At 38.2% G+C, this 16042-nt stretch carries 13 protein-coding genes; 5 read left to right on the plus strand and 8 right to left on the minus strand.

Features of this window, described 5'->3' with window-relative positions; translation table 11 throughout:
* Positions 1-86 precede the first annotated feature (86 nt).
* From TSYNT_RS07385 to TSYNT_RS07405, 5 genes are all read right to left on the minus strand, one after another.
* Positions 87-1250 carry a TolC family protein gene (locus tag TSYNT_RS07385; RefSeq protein WP_059032838.1) on the minus strand — a complete coding sequence of 388 codons (1164 nt, stop codon included), beginning with the start codon at positions 1248-1250 and terminating at the stop codon, positions 87-89.
* A 42-nt stretch (positions 1251-1292) separates the two neighbouring features.
* A complete protein-coding gene (locus TSYNT_RS07390; RefSeq protein ID WP_059032839.1) occupies positions 1293-4448 on the minus strand; it encodes an efflux RND transporter permease subunit in 3156 nt (1051 codons plus the stop codon).
* Positions 4445-5707 carry an efflux RND transporter periplasmic adaptor subunit gene (locus TSYNT_RS07395; RefSeq protein ID WP_059032840.1) on the minus strand — a complete coding sequence of 421 codons (1263 nt, stop codon included), beginning with the start codon at positions 5705-5707 and terminating at the stop codon, positions 4445-4447. The genes TSYNT_RS07390 and TSYNT_RS07395 overlap by 4 nt, the downstream gene beginning before the upstream one ends.
* Before the next feature lie 54 nt (positions 5708-5761).
* Complete coding sequence (locus TSYNT_RS07400; protein ID WP_059032841.1) at positions 5762-6376, minus strand: TetR/AcrR family transcriptional regulator; 615 nt, start codon at positions 6374-6376, stop codon at positions 5762-5764.
* Between the two features lie 123 nt (positions 6377-6499).
* On the minus strand, positions 6500-7081 hold the full coding sequence (locus tag TSYNT_RS07405; protein ID WP_059032842.1) for a YqaA family protein: 582 nt from the start codon (positions 7079-7081) through the stop codon (positions 6500-6502).
* A gap of 333 nt (positions 7082-7414) precedes the next feature.
* Between TSYNT_RS07405 and TSYNT_RS07410 the strand changes: the two genes are divergently transcribed.
* Positions 7415-8257, plus strand: coding sequence for a MerR family transcriptional regulator (locus TSYNT_RS07410; protein ID WP_059032843.1), 843 nt, complete (start codon positions 7415-7417; stop codon positions 8255-8257).
* 82 nt (positions 8258-8339) lie between these two features.
* On the plus strand, positions 8340-9380 hold the full coding sequence (locus TSYNT_RS07415; RefSeq protein WP_059032844.1) for an NAD(P)H-dependent amine dehydrogenase family protein: 1041 nt from the start codon (positions 8340-8342) through the stop codon (positions 9378-9380).
* A 64-nt stretch (positions 9381-9444) separates the two neighbouring features.
* On the opposite strand, the gene TSYNT_RS07420 is transcribed toward TSYNT_RS07415, so the two are convergent.
* The 3 genes from TSYNT_RS07420 to TSYNT_RS07430 all read right to left on the minus strand — a co-directional run bounded on the left by TSYNT_RS07420 (position 9445) and on the right by TSYNT_RS07430 (position 12408).
* Entirely contained in the window at positions 9445-9954 is a 510-nt protein-coding gene (locus TSYNT_RS07420; protein WP_059032845.1) for a ferritin family protein, read from the minus strand.
* Between the two features lie 72 nt (positions 9955-10026).
* Positions 10027-10698, minus strand: a complete 672-nt coding sequence (locus TSYNT_RS07425; protein ID WP_059032846.1) for a rhomboid family intramembrane serine protease — start codon at positions 10696-10698, stop codon at positions 10027-10029.
* A gap of 123 nt (positions 10699-10821) precedes the next feature.
* On the minus strand, positions 10822-12408 hold the full coding sequence (locus TSYNT_RS07430; protein WP_059032847.1) for a DEAD/DEAH box helicase: 1587 nt from the start codon (positions 12406-12408) through the stop codon (positions 10822-10824).
* 266 nt (positions 12409-12674) lie between these two features.
* On the opposite strand from TSYNT_RS07430, the gene TSYNT_RS07435 reads away from it, so the two are divergent.
* The 3 genes from TSYNT_RS07435 to TSYNT_RS07445 all read left to right on the plus strand — a co-directional run bounded on the left by TSYNT_RS07435 (position 12675) and on the right by TSYNT_RS07445 (position 16024).
* Entirely contained in the window at positions 12675-12968 is a 294-nt protein-coding gene (locus TSYNT_RS07435) for an ArsR/SmtB family transcription factor (RefSeq protein ID WP_059032848.1), read from the plus strand.
* 25 nt (positions 12969-12993) lie between these two features.
* Positions 12994-15495, plus strand: coding sequence for a DsrE/DsrF/DrsH-like family protein (locus TSYNT_RS07440; RefSeq protein ID WP_059032849.1), 2502 nt, complete (start codon positions 12994-12996; stop codon positions 15493-15495).
* Between the two features lie 304 nt (positions 15496-15799).
* Complete coding sequence (locus TSYNT_RS07445) at positions 15800-16024, plus strand: FeoA family protein (RefSeq protein ID WP_059032850.1); 225 nt, start codon at positions 15800-15802, stop codon at positions 16022-16024.
* Positions 16025-16042 lie beyond the last annotated feature (18 nt).

Raw genomic sequence — 16042 nt, forward strand, 5'->3', positions numbered from 1 at the left:
TAATGATATCAAAGGAGGAAATTAAATTAAAGACTATTTGACATTTGTAATCCTTTTTTAACTTTGCTGTAACATATCCTTAATCTTTACATTGATGAAGAAGAAGCATTTCCGGCAGTGGAAAAATACACAGAATTTTCAAGTTTCAGCCGTGCAAGATTATAATTGTATATGGCGCTCAGCCTTTGCAATTGAACTTGCTTTAGGCCATCTTCCGCTGCGGTAACGTCGACACTACGCACAAGCCCTGCTTCATAACTGAGTTTTGCAATACGCAGGCTCTCTTGGGCAACTTCTAGGCTCTTGTCTAGCACAGGTATATTTGTCTTAGCATCTTCAAAGTCCAGCCAAGTATTTCGTATTTCTGCCTCAGCACTGCTTTTTGTATTAGAAAGTTTAAGTTGCGCTTCTTCCATCGCATACTCTTTTTCAGCATAAGTAAATGTATTTGATGGATAGGCCTTGCTGCTAAGTTCAAAGTCCAGTTTAGCGATTTCGAAAGCGCCTTCAGCGCTAACAATGTCTATTCTATTGCTATTTGCCTGCTCTATTAATTCATCTAATGTCACATCCAAATTTTCCGGCGATTCTTTAAAAGAATCAGTAAGATTTATGTTTTTATCAAGGGGTAAACCTAATAGTTTTTTGAGGGTGATATAAGCTTTTTCTTCACTAGACTTTGCTTTAGATAAATCTCCCTCTGCTTTTGTAAGTTGAACTTGTGCATTTAATACCTCTGTTTTTGCAACAGTGCCGGCTTTATATTTAGCTTCGGCAATTCTAAGCATTTCCTGCTGCCTGTCTACTGCAGCTTGAGCAATTGCCACATTTTCTTTAGCTAAAAGAGCTCCATAATATCCAGCCTCGATACCGTATTCAACGCCTTTTATCGCAACTTCAATACCTCTCTGGGCTAAGTCGACTCCAATATCAGCTTGTTTTTTACCCAAGTCCTGGGCGTATTGGTATTCAAAAGTACCAGATATTATTTCTCTTCCCAGCATATCTTCTTCTTCTTTTACTTTCTTTTCTTGATATACTAACTCTTTCCTTGCAAGCTGTGCCTTTTGTAAGGCAAGCTGTGATAATTTTATTTGCTGATTATTTTCTTCTGCAATCTTTACAGCATCTTCCACTGATAAACTAAGTACTTCATTGTCGCTATTTTCCTGTGCAAAGGCTATGCTCGATATCATCAGTGACAATACGAGCACAAAAATCGCCATCTTACTTAGTAAAGCTTTTTGCATTCCACTACCTCCTATAGTTATATTTTAACCGCTAGCCTATTTTTACACATCCGCTGGTTTTCTTCTGTTTCGCCAATTATTAGTATACCGTGACAAGATATCTTGCCAATCTTCAAAAATTGTATACACCACAGGAATTACTACCAGAGTTAAAACTGTTGAAACAGTTAAGCCTCCGATTATGCTTGTTGCCATGGGAGCAGCTAGCTCAGCGCCTTCTCCTATCCCTAAAGCAAGCGGTACAAGTCCTAAGATTGTAGTCAATGTAGTCATTAGTATAGGTCTTAGCCTTGAAGGTCCTGCTTTAATAATCGCTTCTGTTCTTGACATTCCTTTTGCTCTGTATTGATTTACAAAGTCTAAAAGTACTATTGCATTGTTAACAACCACTCCTGCCAGAATAATTACTCCCATTATTGAAGTCATGTTAAAGGTGCGTCTCGTAATAAATAAAGCAAATACTACGCCGATTAGAGCAAGTGGCACGGTAAACATAACTATAAACGGTTGCTTTAAGGACTCAAACTGTGAAGCCATTACCATATAAACCAAAACAACGGCTAGGATAAATACAAGTCCCAAATCCGTAAAGGATTCAGTCATTTGTTGCTGTTCTCCACCCATTTCTATGTTGTAGCCCTCTGGCAGTTTTAAAGTATCAAGCTGTTGCTGTATTTGGCGGTTTACTGAACCTGTAGCAGCGCCTGCAACATCTCCCGTCACTGTAACCTCTCGGGTTTGATTTTCTCTTGATATTGTTACAGGGCCGACACTTCTTTCTACTTGGGCTATATCCGAAAGTGTTATTAAAGCTCCTGAGGTATTTGGAATCAATAGATTTTCTATGCTGTAAATATCGCTTACTAAATCCTTATTTGCCTTTATAACAACGTCTATCTCTTCGCCGCCAATTTTATACTCTGTTGCAGTGCTGCCTGATATTGCGGCATTTACGGCTTGAGCTACCTGAGCAGAAGAAATGCCATACATGCTTGCCTTTTCTCTGTCAACTTTTATTACAAGTTCCGGTTTTCCTTCTTCCAAACTGCTTTTAACATCCCGAGTGCCAGGTACTTTCTTAACTAAATCTACAACTTGATTTGATATTTCATCAAGTTTGTCAAAGTCGTCACCTTTTACTTTTATTGAAATTGGCGTTAATAGATTGCCGCCGGAAAAGCCGATTCCGCTTAGTGCTTGAACTTCAATCTCGGCTCCGGCCATATCTGCCGTCAAGTTTCTTATTTCTTCGGCTACTTCTTCGGAGCTTCGTTCACGTTCAGACAAAGGTACGAGTTTTATAGAAATTCCTGCTTCACTGCTTTCCGAAAATGCTCCACCTATAGACATCGCCATAGTGGATCCGGTAGTTTGGAGTATTCCTTCGACCTCTGGAATTTTTTCAATCTTTTCTATAACTTGAGTTACAAATTCATCTGTTTTATTTAAATTTGTTCCGTAAGGTAATTTAACTGTAATGCTTATAGAACCGGCATCAGACCGCGGAAAAAACTCTGTACCAACAAATGGGACTAATGCTATGCTGACTACAAATAATCCAACCGCCCCAATAACTACCATTTTGCGGTGAGAAAGTGCCCATTTTAGCAAACCGGCATATCTTACTTCTACTCTTCTATAAAATCTTGCAAAGGCACGAAGAGGTGCGCTAAAAATGCTTGTCTTATTTTTAGCATTCTTTTCTACTGGTATCTCGTCTTCAGTAATTTCAACCATAAGTCTGGAAGATAACAGCGGAACCACCGTAAGAGCCACTGCCAACGAACACAACAGTGAAAAAGTGACAGTTAATGCCAATTGGTTAAATAATTGGGCTGTTATTCCTTGGACAAATACCATCGGCAAGAATACTGCAATGTTTGTAAGAGTCGAAGCGGTTACTGCCACCGCAACTTCATTTGTGCCGTCTAAGGCAGCCGTTACAGGGTCTTCGCCTTTTTCTCTGTGGGCAAAAATGTTGTCTAAAACAACAATGGAGTTATCCACTAACATTCCAACGCCTAAAGCAAGTCCTCCCAAGCTCAGCATATTTAAAGTAAACTTACTGAAATAAATAAGCACGAATGTAGCTATAATAGACACCGGAATTGAAATACCAATAATCAGCGTGCTGCGGAAGTGCTGGAGGAAAAGGTATATGACAAATATCGCTATTATTCCTCCCATTACTGCATTGCTTTCAACATTGTTAATCGACATTTGAATATAGTCGGATTGATCTAAGATAGGATCATATCCAATATCTATAGGAAGCTCCGATTTTATTTTTGCAAGCTCTGTTTTTACCTTCTGAGCTACTTGAACCGTGTTATAACCACTTTGTTTTTGGATACTCAGTGACAGACATGGTTTTCCATTGTAGCGTGTTATAGTTGTAACATCTTTGTTTGTATCTTTTACTTCGGCCACATCTCTTAACAATATCGTTCCGCCTTGAGGAAGAGTAATCGGCAAATTTTCAATTTCGGAAACATCTTTAAATTCTGCTTCAGTTCTAAGTATATACTTTTTATTACCCTGATCTACGTTGCCGCTGGGAAGATTGATATTTTCAGCTTGAAGCTTAGCTGATATCTGACTCATGCTAAGACCGTAATAAGCTAATTGGTCCGGGTCTACCTCTATACTTATTTCTCTTTCCGGGGCCCCCATAATATTTACAGATGCAACGCCTTCTATACGAAGCAGTCTATTTGAGATCGCATCTTCCGCTATATCATTTAGCTGCACAATATTGTCTCCGCCGTATAGAGCTATTTGCATTATAGGCATCATTGTAGGATCGAACTTCATGACCATAGGTTTTTGGGCACCCGAAGGCAGAAAGCCCCTTATCATATCGACTTTCTCTCTCATGTCCTCTGCCGCAACATCCATATTAGTGCCCCAATTAAATTCCACCATGACCATGGAGCTGCCTTCACTGCTGAGTGAAGTTATGTTCTTGACATTACTCAATGTGGCAAGAGTCTGCTCCACGGGCTTTGTTACCATACTTTCAACTTCTTCGGAAGAGGCGCCGCTAAATTGTGTCACAACCACTCCCATAGGAAGGGAAATATCCGGAAGTAAATCTATCCCGAGTCTTGCAAAAGAAATACCGCCCAAGACTATGATAATTAAAATTATCATAAGGGTAGTTACAGGCCTTTTTATTGAGAACTTTGCAAGATTCATTTTGATTCACCCCGGCCCTCTACCTTGACTTTCATACCATCAGTTACGAATTCTTGTCCTTCAACTATTATTTCCGTCCCCGGTTCCAAACCACTTTTAATAATCGCCTTCCCCATGGACACAGGGCCAACTTCTACATTTAGTGCTTTAGCAACATTATTTTCTACAGTATATATTGTCGAGGTGCCGTTGTAATATACGATCGCGTCTTCCGGGACTGTTACAGCATTTTCATGAACTGCCACTGTAAGTTTAACTCTTGCAAACATGCCTGACTTTAAAATATTATTTTCGTTTGGCGCTTGGACTTTCACGGGATATACTTGTGTTCTTGCATCTTTAAAAGGGCTTACGCTTGCGACTTTGCCTTTTAAAGTTGCATCGCCAAGGGCATCAGCACTAATTTCCGCTTCTTGTCCTGCCTTCAGGCCTGTTACCTTGTCTTCTGTAACATTTATTTGTATTTCAACGGTATTTAAATCGCCCACGGTAGCTACCGAATAGCCTGCAGCCACTAATTGCCCTACCTTAGCGGTGATGGAACCTATTACTCCATTAACCGGCGATGTTATAACGCAGTTATCAAGAGCTGTTTTTGCTGCAGAAAGTGCTGCTTCTGCCTGTTTTACTTGGGCACTTGCCAAATCAATGCTCCCTGGAGCTGTTTTTTCTTTTGTAAGTTCAAGTTGGGTTTTTGCCGATTCGTATTGTTCTTTTGCCACCTTGTATTGAAGTTCCGCAGCCTCAAACTGCTGCTGGGTGATAGCTTCCTCATCAAGGAGCGTTTTCATGCGCTCATAATTTTTCTCCGCATTATTAAAATTAGCTTCCGCTTGGGCTACTGCTGCTTCAAGCTGAGCAATTTGCTGAGGAAGTTGGCCGTTTTTTAAGTTGTTTAATTGAGTCATTGCAGCTTCGTAAGCTGCTTGAGCCTGATTTACCTGTGACAGGACATCTTTTTGCTCAAGCATAATTATGGTTTGACCTGCTTTTACTGAATCGCCTTCTTTCACTAAGATCTGCTCCACTTTACCACCCATTTTAGGCACAATGCTAATTTCGTTAAGTGCTGCTATCTTACCCGGAAAAGTTCGATATTCGGGCAAATTTTCTTGTTGTGCTATTGCTACTTTTACAGGAACAATTTTTTCTTTTTCTGTGCTGACAGTAGCATTTTGCTTTTTGCCGCAGCCGGATACTACCAAACTAAATATTATGGCAAGCGCAAGTATGTATGCTGCAAATTTTTTGTTCCTCATTTTATGATACACGCTCCTTTTTTAATAACGTTTATTTAAAGTTATTTTTATATTTTACCGAGAACCGTCTACAACAAGTCCATTTGCAACTATTTCTATTAAGAGTTGAACCATTTCTTCAAACACATCTGGGTCAAATGCTTTTTTGTGAAGTATGGGGTAGTATAATGTTTGCAAAACAGCAACAATAACTTCGGGACGATAATCGGTTATTATGCTCCCTTCCTGCTGCCACTTCTTAATCAGTGGTAAAAAATCATCTACAAACCGTCTGTTGCATTCTTTGATTTTTTCAACAGGAATTTTTCTGACTAGAAGATCTACCTCCTCTTCTAAAAACATTTGTTTGATTATGGAGTTTGTATTTATTACATGCAAAATCTTTTTAAAAAAGGCTTTAAAATCTTCCCTGGTAAGATGTCCAATATCTTTTTCCTGTTTCAAAAAATTTTCTTTTATGGCTTCTCCTTCGTTATTTATAACCTCAAGATAAAGCTCTTCTTTTGAATCAAAAAAAGTATAAAAAGAACCTTGGGCTATTCCTGCCGCTTTTGTCAGGTCTTCTATACTTGTCCTTCTTAGGCCGTATTTTCCAAAAAATTCTCGGCCTGCACTTATTAATTTGTTTCGTATAATCTGTTTTTCTTTGTCGCTGAACCCCCTTGCCATTTCTTCACCTCTTGTTCCTTAATCATGAACCAATGAATAAAAAATATTTATATTCATCTCATTCTATCTTCTGATGCTTCTTTTGTCAAGATTGTGTTGTTGTATAGTTTAATTTCGATTTTATCAATTATTCCGATTTAATTTTTTCACTATAAAATATATTACAGCACAAACAGCCACAAGTACAAAAGAACCCGGTGCTAAAAGCTCGTTTATATAAATCAAGGCTTTTTCTCCCATGCTGTAAATTACTGCTCCTTCAATAAAGAATCGGGCACTTCTGCTGAGAAACGCTGCTATAAAGAATGTAGCAAATCTCATATGAAATACGCCCGATGCAATTGTAAAAACTTTATAAGGAATAGGAGTGAACCCTGCTATAGCAACAGCCCAACCGCCATAACGAGCAAACATATCTTCTATTTTATGAAAATTATTTTGTTTTATAAATCTGTATAAAATCGGCCTACCGGCTTTTGCTCCTATAAAATAGCCAAAAACTCCTCCGAAAGTTGAGGCCAAAGAGGTAATTGCCGCATAATAAATGGCTTTATCAGGTGAAAAAATCGACAGAGGCAGTAATACTGCATCAGGAGGCACAGGGAAAAACGAAGCTTCAAGAAAAGATAAAATAAATAGTCCCCATGCACCGTTTTGTACAAAAAAGTCCTTTGTTCCTTCGATAAAATAAAAGATGTCTTCCATGTCATCACCACTTTTTAAAATTTCTGCAAAATTTTAAATAAGCCAAAATAGAAATTGACTCTAATGCAGAAATTTTTTTCTCCATTCGCTTGCTATTTCAGTATGCTTGTATTTATATGTTAAAACTCCCTTTTTGAAGTGGAATCAAAATTATATACCAAAAAAATAATATCATATTAAATAGTCCTTAACAACAAAAGTCTTGCTATAGCAAAAAGGCATTGATTAAATTATGGCTAAAAAGCCTATTACTTCGACCTAAAATACTATTTTTAAGAATGGTTTCTATGGGAAAATTTTTAATATATAATGATTTATAAGGGAGGGAGTTAAATGAATATGCTGACAATAGGCAAAATGGCGCGACTTAACAATATTTCTGAGCAAGCCCTGCGATTATACGACAAGATAGGACTTTTAAAACCTGATTATGTAGACGAACAGACAGGGTACAGATATTATAATATAAAGCAATGCGCGCGCCTTGACATGATAGCATATATGAAGGAACTGGGAATGAGCTTAAAGCAAATTAAAGAACATTTAGACAGAGAAGATGTAAATGTAATACTTGAGGTCTTGAGGCGGCAAAAAATATTGATCGACAAAGACATTGAGGAGCTTTTTCGCAAACAGAAAGCCATAATCAGATACATTGAAAACTATAACCGCTATCTAAATTTTCAAAAAGAAAGCTTTAAAGGACCAATTGTAGAGCACATTCCTTCACGAAAAATCTATTGTTATAAATGCAGTAAAAATGTTTATGAATGCAAAATGGACAGCTATGAATATATCCTAAGGGAACTTAAAAATCATATAATCCTTCACGATTTGCCAAGTATATATTTTTGTAATGTAGGTTCGATAATTCGCAAAAATACATTAGAACAAGAGGAACTTGCCTCAAATGAGATTTTTGTATTTGTTGATGACGAATTTACTTCAGATACCGGTATAGAAAAAATTCCGGAAGGAGATTTCGCCTGTATATATTTTAATGATTTTAATTTTGAAAAGGAAAAAGAATGCGCCGAAAAGCTTATACGCTATATTAAAGAAAATAGTTTTGAGATTATCGGAGATTATGTATGTGAAGTAATAGCTGAATTGCCTATTTTTCCTCATGACAGCAGGAATATGTCCGTTAAACTGCAAATCCCAATAAAAATTTAACAAAATTCTTGACTCTATAGTTGGTATAAGGTTTATGCTTAAATAAAGATAATATTTCAAATTTTGAAAGGGGATTTGTTGTATGCTGGAAAAAGTAAGGGTAATTCAGTATGGTTGTGGCAAAATGGGAAGGGTATTCTTGCGCTATCTTTATGAAAAAGGAGCAGAAATTGTCGGAGCAATTGATATGAACCCTGATGTAGTAGGCAAGGACGTAGGAGAGGTAGCAGGGCTTGGCTGTAAACTTAATGTGCCCGTTCGCTCCGATGCCGAAAATGTATTTGCGCAGTGTGATGCCCACGTGTGTGTAATCGCCACCAGAAGTCTTCTATCTGAAGTTTATGATGCTTTTGAGCTTGCGGCCCGTTATGGTGTAAACGCCATAAGTACTTGTGAAGAATCTTTTTATCCCTGGAACACTTCACCTGCACTGACAAATAAACTAGACAAGCTTGCAAAGGACAATAACTGCACATTGGCCGGTTCGGGTTATCAAGATGTTTTTTGGGGCAATCTTATAACATCTATTGCCGGAGCCACTCATCATATAACAAAAATTGAGGGTTCTTCCAGTTATAATGTTGAAGAATATGGTATTGCACTAGCCGAAGTGCATGGCGCCGGACTTAGCCCAGAAGAATTTGAAGAGAAGATTGCAAAAAATGATTCGCTGCCATCTTACATGTGGAACACCAATCAATGGCTTTGTTCACAACTTGGATGGAGCATAAAGTCTATGAACCAAAAACTTATACCTCTATTTCATGATAAAGACGTCTATTCAGAAACTTTGGGAAAGACCATAAAAGCCGGCAACGCTTTGGGCATGTCTGCAGTAGTTACTACTGTCACTAATCAAGGACCTATCCTTGAAACCCAATGTATTGGAAAAGTATATCCGGAAGGTGAAGTAGACACCAATTTATGGACTATATATGGAGAACCAAATACTACATTAAAAATAGAAAAACCTGATACCGTAGAGCTTACCTGCGCAACAATCGTCAACAGAATTCCTCAGCTGATAATGGCTCCAGCAGGGTATTACACAACCGAAAAAATGCCTCCCGCAAGATACCTTACTTATCCGATGAATGTATATGTAGACGATTTTTGGCGCTAATTAAACGGCCACTTACAAACTTATGAGTAAAGCCGGCGCTTTTTAGCGCCGGCTGTCATCTTTTTTATGTGCTCATCCAGTTCCATACTTTGCTTTCTTCTTCTGCGTACCATTCTTCTGTACCTGTTAGGAAGCGGTAAACATTATCTAGGGAACTTAAATGTTCTTTTTCCTCTTCCATTAAAAGTCTAAAAAATTCTCTTTCACGCTTATCTTCGACTTTTTCGGCAAATTCTCTATACATATTGTAGCCTTTTTTCTCCATTTCCATTGCTAGTCTGTATCCCTCAATGTTATCCAGTGGCATGGCTTTTTTATCTTTATCAAGCTCATAAAATATCTTTTTTACCTCAGGCTCTAGAGAAAAAGCCGGTCTGCTCGCAGGTTTTACTTCACTGCCGCTTTGTAAGCTTTCGTAGATTTCCATGATTCTTTTTGCGTGTTCATTTTCTTGAATTGCCAGTGATTCAAAAAGTCTCTTTGCTAAAGGCTGATTTGTTTCTTTGGAGATTTTTGTATAGAATTGGTAGCCGTCTTCTTCGAATTTTAAAGCAGCTTGTAAATATTCATCCATTCTTTTCATCTCCTTTTATATATTAATGGTTATCATTTATATTATTCTACATATCTTATCTATTTCCTTCATTTAGTAATAGTATACGTACTTCTTTTTCCTTACGAATTTTTTGTATAGTAATGCTCCGGCAATAAAACCGAAAATATGAGCCCACCACGCTACTCCGCCTATTACATTTCCGGAAATTCCGGACATAATGCCGGAATTAACTTGAGTTATAAACCAAATTAGTAGAAAAATAGAGGCGGGCACGCGTATTATAAACGGAAAAAATGGAATAAGTGTTATGATTCTTGCAAAAGGAAACATCATAAAATATGCTCCCATAACGCCTGCAATAGCACCGGATGCACCAACTGTCGGCACAGTCAGCAGTGGGTTAAAGGCAAAATGGGCAATGCCTGCTATAAGACCGGTTAAAACATAAAAAATCAGAAAGCGAATAGGTCCCATATAATCTTCAACATTGTCTCCGAAAAGCCAAAGAGACCACATATTGCTGATTAAGTGTGAAAAATTCCCGTGTAGGAACATACTTGTAAAAAGTGGAATATAGCTCATTGGATCTTTCCAGCCCGCAAGCAGTCTTGCAGGGATGAAAGAATAAGTAAGAACCATCTTTAAAGCTTCATCAGGCGGCATTATAAGTTGATTCAAAAATATTACTGTATTTATTATTATTAATGATAAAGTAGCTATGGGAACTCTTCGGCTTGATGCGGTATCTCTCAGGGGAAACATATCATTAGCCTGCCTTTCTTTGCCGGTTTTCTAAAACTCTTATTAATTACTATTATAACTTAAAAAGAGAAGTTATGCCAAATTAAAAAGGCTTCTTTGTAAGAAGTCTTTTTTGATAAATTACTATTTTCTATTGGCTGGTTCGATATTTATTTTTTTACCCTTTATTTGATTGTTCTTCATAGTGTGAAGAACATCGGAAGCGTATTCTGATGGAACATCAACGAAAGTAAATTTATCATAAATGTCTATACTGCCGATAAGTTTACCTGGCATTCCGGTCTCACCGGCAATTGCACCAACTATATCTTTTGCGCGTATCTTTTGGTTTTTTCCGATATTGATAAAAAGTCTTGTCATCTCCGAAGATTCCTCAGTGTTTTCAAATGATGGGCTGAAATTTTCCCCTTCATCTTCTCCACTCTTACCTAACGCCATTTTTAGTAAAGATGCGGCAATATCTAGTGAAGTATACTCATCTTCCATTTGTTTTTCAATCCATTGGGTATATTTCGCAAGTCCTCCATCATCTATTGTCTGTTTTACCTTGTCAAAAATCAGGTTTACCCTGGTTTCTTCAACATCAAAGAGTGAAGGAATTCCTCTGCGCATAATGCGGGTATTGGCATACCTTTGTATGTCTTTTAGTTTATATACATCTTTTCCGGTGGCCAATGTAAAAGCTTTACCCGACCTTCCGGCCCGCCCTGTCCTGCCTATTCTGTGCACATAGTATTCATCGTTTTGGGGCACATCAAAGTTTACAACCACGTCTACATCATCTACATCAAGTCCTCTTGCAGCAACATCTGTTGCAACGAGTATATCAATTGCGCCGCTTTTAAATTTTGACATAACCCTGTCCCGCTGAGCTTGGGACATGTCGCCATGCAGACCCTCTGCCGAATAACCCCGTGCCTGAAGCTGCTCTAAAAGCTCATCTACACGCTTTTTGGTATTACAAAACACAAGTGCCAAATTTGGATTGTAGAAATCGATTAAGCGGGATAGAGCCTCAATCTTGTCCCGTTCCTTCACTTCAAAATAGTACTGTTCTATACTGGGAACGGTAAGCTCTTTATGGACAACCCTTACAAGTTGTGGATTGTTTAAATATTTGTCAGCAAGTTCCAAAATAGGTTTGGGTATAGTTGCTGAAAACATTAAAGTTTGCCTTGTTTTAGGGGTATCTTCCAGAATCTTTTCTATATCTTCCCTAAAACCCATATCTAACATTTCATCTGCTTCATCCATTACAACTATTTTTGTGCTTTTAAGTTTAATTGTGCGCCGCCTCATATGATCCATGACTCTACCGGGAGTGCCTATAATAACCTGTACGCCGTTTTTTAAGGCGTGAATCTGTCGCTCTATCGGCTGGCCTCCATATACAGGCAGCGTCTTTATTCCTTCTTTATATTTAGAAAGCGCTTTTAACTCTTCCGCTACCTGAATCGCAAGTTCTCTTGTAGGGCATAAAATTATTGCCTGCTGGCTTTTATCATTCGGGTCTATCATGTCTACTATAGGCAACCCAAACGCAGCAGTTTTGCCCGTCCCCGTCTGTGCCTGGCCTATAACATCTCTTCCTTCGTAAATGAAGGGTATGGCCTGGGCCTGAATTGGTGTTGTCTCCTCAAAGCCCATATCATTTATGGCTCTGAGCAGTTCTTTCGATAAATTTAGTTCTTCAAATTTCATTTGTGACATTAAAAAATCCTCTCATATTTTCTTTTGTTGACATTGACTAAAATATATTAAAATGGTCAACGTTACAATTATACCAGCATATCGTTGATTTCACAACTATTATTTTTCATATTGATTTAAATTTAGGAAAAATATTTCCTCTAGGTATTGATATTGAAGGATTATTGGCAGCTGCCGGTTGATTTTTTGGTGTAAAAGTAAGGTATTGACAAGTTTATTAGTATATCATAATATTATAATATACTAATTTGTGAGGGAGTGCACAAATGGATAATGACATGAATAAATTTGCAAAAATTGCTGAGGTTTTAAAGGCACTTTCAAATCCGGTAAGGCTTTGCATAGTCCACGGTTTGCTTGAAAAGGGCAGCTGTAATGTTTCATACATGGAAAAGTGCTTAGAGGTATCGCAGTCCGGCATTTCTCAACATCTATCAAAACTTAAATCTGCCGGAATCGTCAAATGTGAGCGCATAGGAAATGAAGTGCATTATGCGATAGCAAATGATGATGTTAAAAAGTTTATTACATCAATTTTTGATAACTTTGTCTTAAGCTAGACAAAACTCAATGGAGGTTGAAAATATGAAAAAAATATTAATTGTGGGCGGTGTGGCAGGAGGAGCTACTGCAGCCGCAAGACTCAGAAGATTAAATGAGGAAGATGAAATAATTATTTTTGAGCGAGGGGAGTATATCTCCTTTGCTAATTGCGGACTTCCTTACTATATTGGCAATGTTATTTCAGACAGAAATAAACTTTTAGTGCAGACAATAGAAGGAATGTCCAAACGCTTTAATCTTGATATACGCAATTTTAGTGAAGTAATAGATGTCGATAGAGAAAATAAAACCGTCAAGGTGCGAAATGTAAAAACCGGTGAAACCTATACGGAAAATTATGATATATTAATTTTATCTCCCGGCGCAAAACCGTTAAAACCTAAAATCGATGGCATAGACGAGGCTGATAATCTTTTCGTCCTGCGCAATATCCCTGATGCAGATGATATCAAAAAATTTATAGAGGAAAATAAACCAAATCGTGCAGTAGTTATCGGCGGCGGCTTCATCGGTATTGAAATGGCAGAAAATTTGGCCTTGCGAGGTATCAAAGTTACTATAGTAGAAAAACTTAATCAGGTTTTACCGCCCCTTGATTTTGAGATGGCGCAAATTGTCCATCAAGAAATAAACGCAAATGGGGTCGACCTTATTTTAGAGGACGGTATTGCGGGATTTAAGGATAGGGGCAGAAAAATTGTTCTTGAAAGCGGCAAAGAAATTGATACAGATATGACCATATTATCAATAGGCGTTGCGCCTGATCTTCCGTGCTCAGAAAATCCTCTTGCAAAATCCTGCGGCTTGGCTTTAGGTAAGAAAGGCCATATTGTAACCACAAAACAGCTTCAAACAATAGATGCTAAAACCGGTCAAGTCGTCGAAGACATATATGCTATAGGTGATGTGGCTCAAATAACAGACTACGTAACAGGCGATGAAACAGCGGTTCCTCTTGCAGGGCCTGCTAATCGTCAGGGACGTCTTGCAGCAGACCACATAAATGGTATAGATGTAAATTATACCGGCGCACTGGCAAGTTCAGTCCTTAAAGTATTTAACCTGACAGTAGCTTCAACCGGAAACAATGAGCGCCAGTTAAAAACCAAAGGCTTAAAATATAAAGCTGTACATGCCCACCCTGCAAACCATGCTACTTATTACCCCGGCTCATCTCAAATCGCCATGAAACTTTTATTTGACCCGGATAGCGGCAAAATATATGGAGCACAGGCTGTCGGAAGAGAAGGCACCGAAAAGCGAATAGACGTAATTGCCACAACGATAAAACTTGGCGGCACAATCCGCGACTTACAGGGTCTTGAGCTGTGTTATGCTCCTCCTTATTCGTCGGCCAAAGATCCTGTAAACATGCTTGGCTATATTGCCTGTAACGTAGCAGACGGTGTTTATGACATGGTATACTGGAATGAAATTGATGATATCGTAAAAAATGGCGGCTATTTGCTGGATGTAAGGACACCTCTTGAATTTGGAGCAGGGCATATAGAAGGCGCTGTAAATATCGAGCTTGATGAGCTAAGAAACAGGATTGATGAAATTCCTGTATCAAAGGATACTCCTATTTATGTTAATTGTCAGGTGGGTCTTAGAGCATATCTTGCAATTCGGATATTGCAAGCAAATGGTTTTAAAAAGATTTACAACCTTTCCGGCGGATACCTGACATATAAAGAAGCAAAATATAAGATTCAAAACAGCAGCAATGCAATCTCAGACACCCCTTTTGAGGATAAAAAGCAAGAGGTTTCTCCGCCTTCTACGCCACAAATCATTAAAGAAATCGATGCCAGAGGTTTGCAGTGTCCCGGTCCCCTTCTTGCAGTCTATAATACTCTAAAAGATGCAAAAGAAGGCGATCAAATAAGAGTAACCGCCACTGACTATGGTTTTGCAGCCGATATAGAAAACTGGTGCAATACTAATGGTCATAAACTTATTTCTCTTACCCGTGATAACGGCAAATACACGGCGCTTATACAAAAGGGAGACAAAGAAAGCAGATGTGCCTTTCCTTCTTCTGCCCCACCTCAAGAAAATGCCACAATTGTATTATTTAGCGGCAATCTTGATAAAACTTTGGCTGCTATGATTATTGCTCAGGGGGCAGCTATGCAAGGCAAAAATGTCACCGTGTTTTCTACGTTTTGGGGTCTTAATGCTCTTAGAAAAGACAAACCTGTAAAGGTCAAAAAGAACTTCATAGAGAAAATGTTCGGCTTTATGATGCCTCGCGGCGCATCAAAAATGCCTCTTTCAAACATGAATATGCTGGGAATAGGACCTGCCATGATAAAAAGTCTTATGAAAAGCAAAAACGTGAATGACATTGATACAATGATAAAATCAGCGATGGATTTAGGCGTAAAATTTGTCGCATGCACAATGAGCATGGACCTTATGGGCATAAAACAAGAAGAGCTCATTGATGGTGTCGAGCTCGGCGGTGTAGCCACATATGTCTCTAGAAGCGAAAATGCAGGAATAACATTGTTTATATAGCATTATATAGGGCTGTAGGCAAAAACCTATAGCCCTATATAATTATCTCTATTTAGTATTCAAAGCACTCAAAATCAATCATCCGCGTAGCCGGTGCTTTTAGGTTTTGACCGGCAACTGCCTCTTATAGGTGTGAGTAAAACGCCTATTTGGTAGGTGATTATGATTGGAGGTTATTATATTATATATAGAGTAAAAATCATTGACATGCTTTGTATAGGGTGGTATTCTATAGGTAAGGTTTGAGAATGATTTTCGTTATCTTATATTTTCAAATTAACACTAATCATGGAGGTGCTTTAAAATGACGGTAAGTTTAGATAGTGCCCCTATAGGTGTAAGGGCAAGGGTTAAAAATATTTCGGATGGAAATATAGGTAAAAAACTCATGGAAATGGGTATTGTCCCAGGCACTGAAATATTTGTAGAGGGAATGGCACCTCTAGGAGATCCGATTAAGATTTCAGTTCGCGGATATAAACTTGCACTTAGAAAAAATGAAGCAAAGAGGATTTTAGCAGAAATTTAGTTAAATCCATTTTTTATT

Origin of the sequence: Tepidanaerobacter syntrophicus, assembly GCF_001485475.2 — a bacterium.
In the GTDB taxonomy this organism is placed as follows: Bacteria; Bacillota; Thermosediminibacteria; order Thermosediminibacterales; family Tepidanaerobacteraceae; genus Tepidanaerobacter; species Tepidanaerobacter syntrophicus.

Excerpts from the sequence above, each read along its gene's own strand:
- TSYNT_RS07435 (WP_059032848.1), top strand. The coding sequence starts at position 12,675 with ATGGATAATGACATGAATAAATTTGCAAAAATTGCTGAGGTTTTAAAG.
- TSYNT_RS07400 (WP_059032841.1), bottom strand. The coding sequence starts at position 6,376 with ATGGCAAGGGGGTTCAGCGACAAAGAAAAACAGATTATACGAAACAAA.
- TSYNT_RS07410 (WP_059032843.1), top strand. The coding sequence starts at position 7,415 with ATGAATATGCTGACAATAGGCAAAATGGCGCGACTTAACAATATTTCT.
- TSYNT_RS07385 (WP_059032838.1), bottom strand. The coding sequence starts at position 1,250 with ATGCAAAAAGCTTTACTAAGTAAGATGGCGATTTTTGTGCTCGTATTG.
- TSYNT_RS07445 (WP_059032850.1), top strand. The coding sequence starts at position 15,800 with ATGACGGTAAGTTTAGATAGTGCCCCTATAGGTGTAAGGGCAAGGGTT.
- TSYNT_RS07405 (WP_059032842.1), bottom strand. The coding sequence starts at position 7,081 with ATGGAAGACATCTTTTATTTTATCGAAGGAACAAAGGACTTTTTTGTA.
- TSYNT_RS07395 (WP_059032840.1), bottom strand. The coding sequence starts at position 5,707 with ATGAGGAACAAAAAATTTGCAGCATACATACTTGCGCTTGCCATAATA.
- TSYNT_RS07440 (WP_059032849.1), top strand. The coding sequence starts at position 12,994 with ATGAAAAAAATATTAATTGTGGGCGGTGTGGCAGGAGGAGCTACTGCA.
- TSYNT_RS07425 (WP_059032846.1), bottom strand. The coding sequence starts at position 10,698 with ATGTTTCCCCTGAGAGATACCGCATCAAGCCGAAGAGTTCCCATAGCT.
- TSYNT_RS07430 (WP_059032847.1), bottom strand. The coding sequence starts at position 12,408 with ATGTCACAAATGAAATTTGAAGAACTAAATTTATCGAAAGAACTGCTC.
- TSYNT_RS07390 (WP_059032839.1), bottom strand. The coding sequence starts at position 4,448 with ATGAATCTTGCAAAGTTCTCAATAAAAAGGCCTGTAACTACCCTTATG.
- TSYNT_RS07420 (WP_059032845.1), bottom strand. The coding sequence starts at position 9,954 with ATGGATGAATATTTACAAGCTGCTTTAAAATTCGAAGAAGACGGCTAC.
- TSYNT_RS07415 (WP_059032844.1), top strand. The coding sequence starts at position 8,340 with ATGCTGGAAAAAGTAAGGGTAATTCAGTATGGTTGTGGCAAAATGGGA.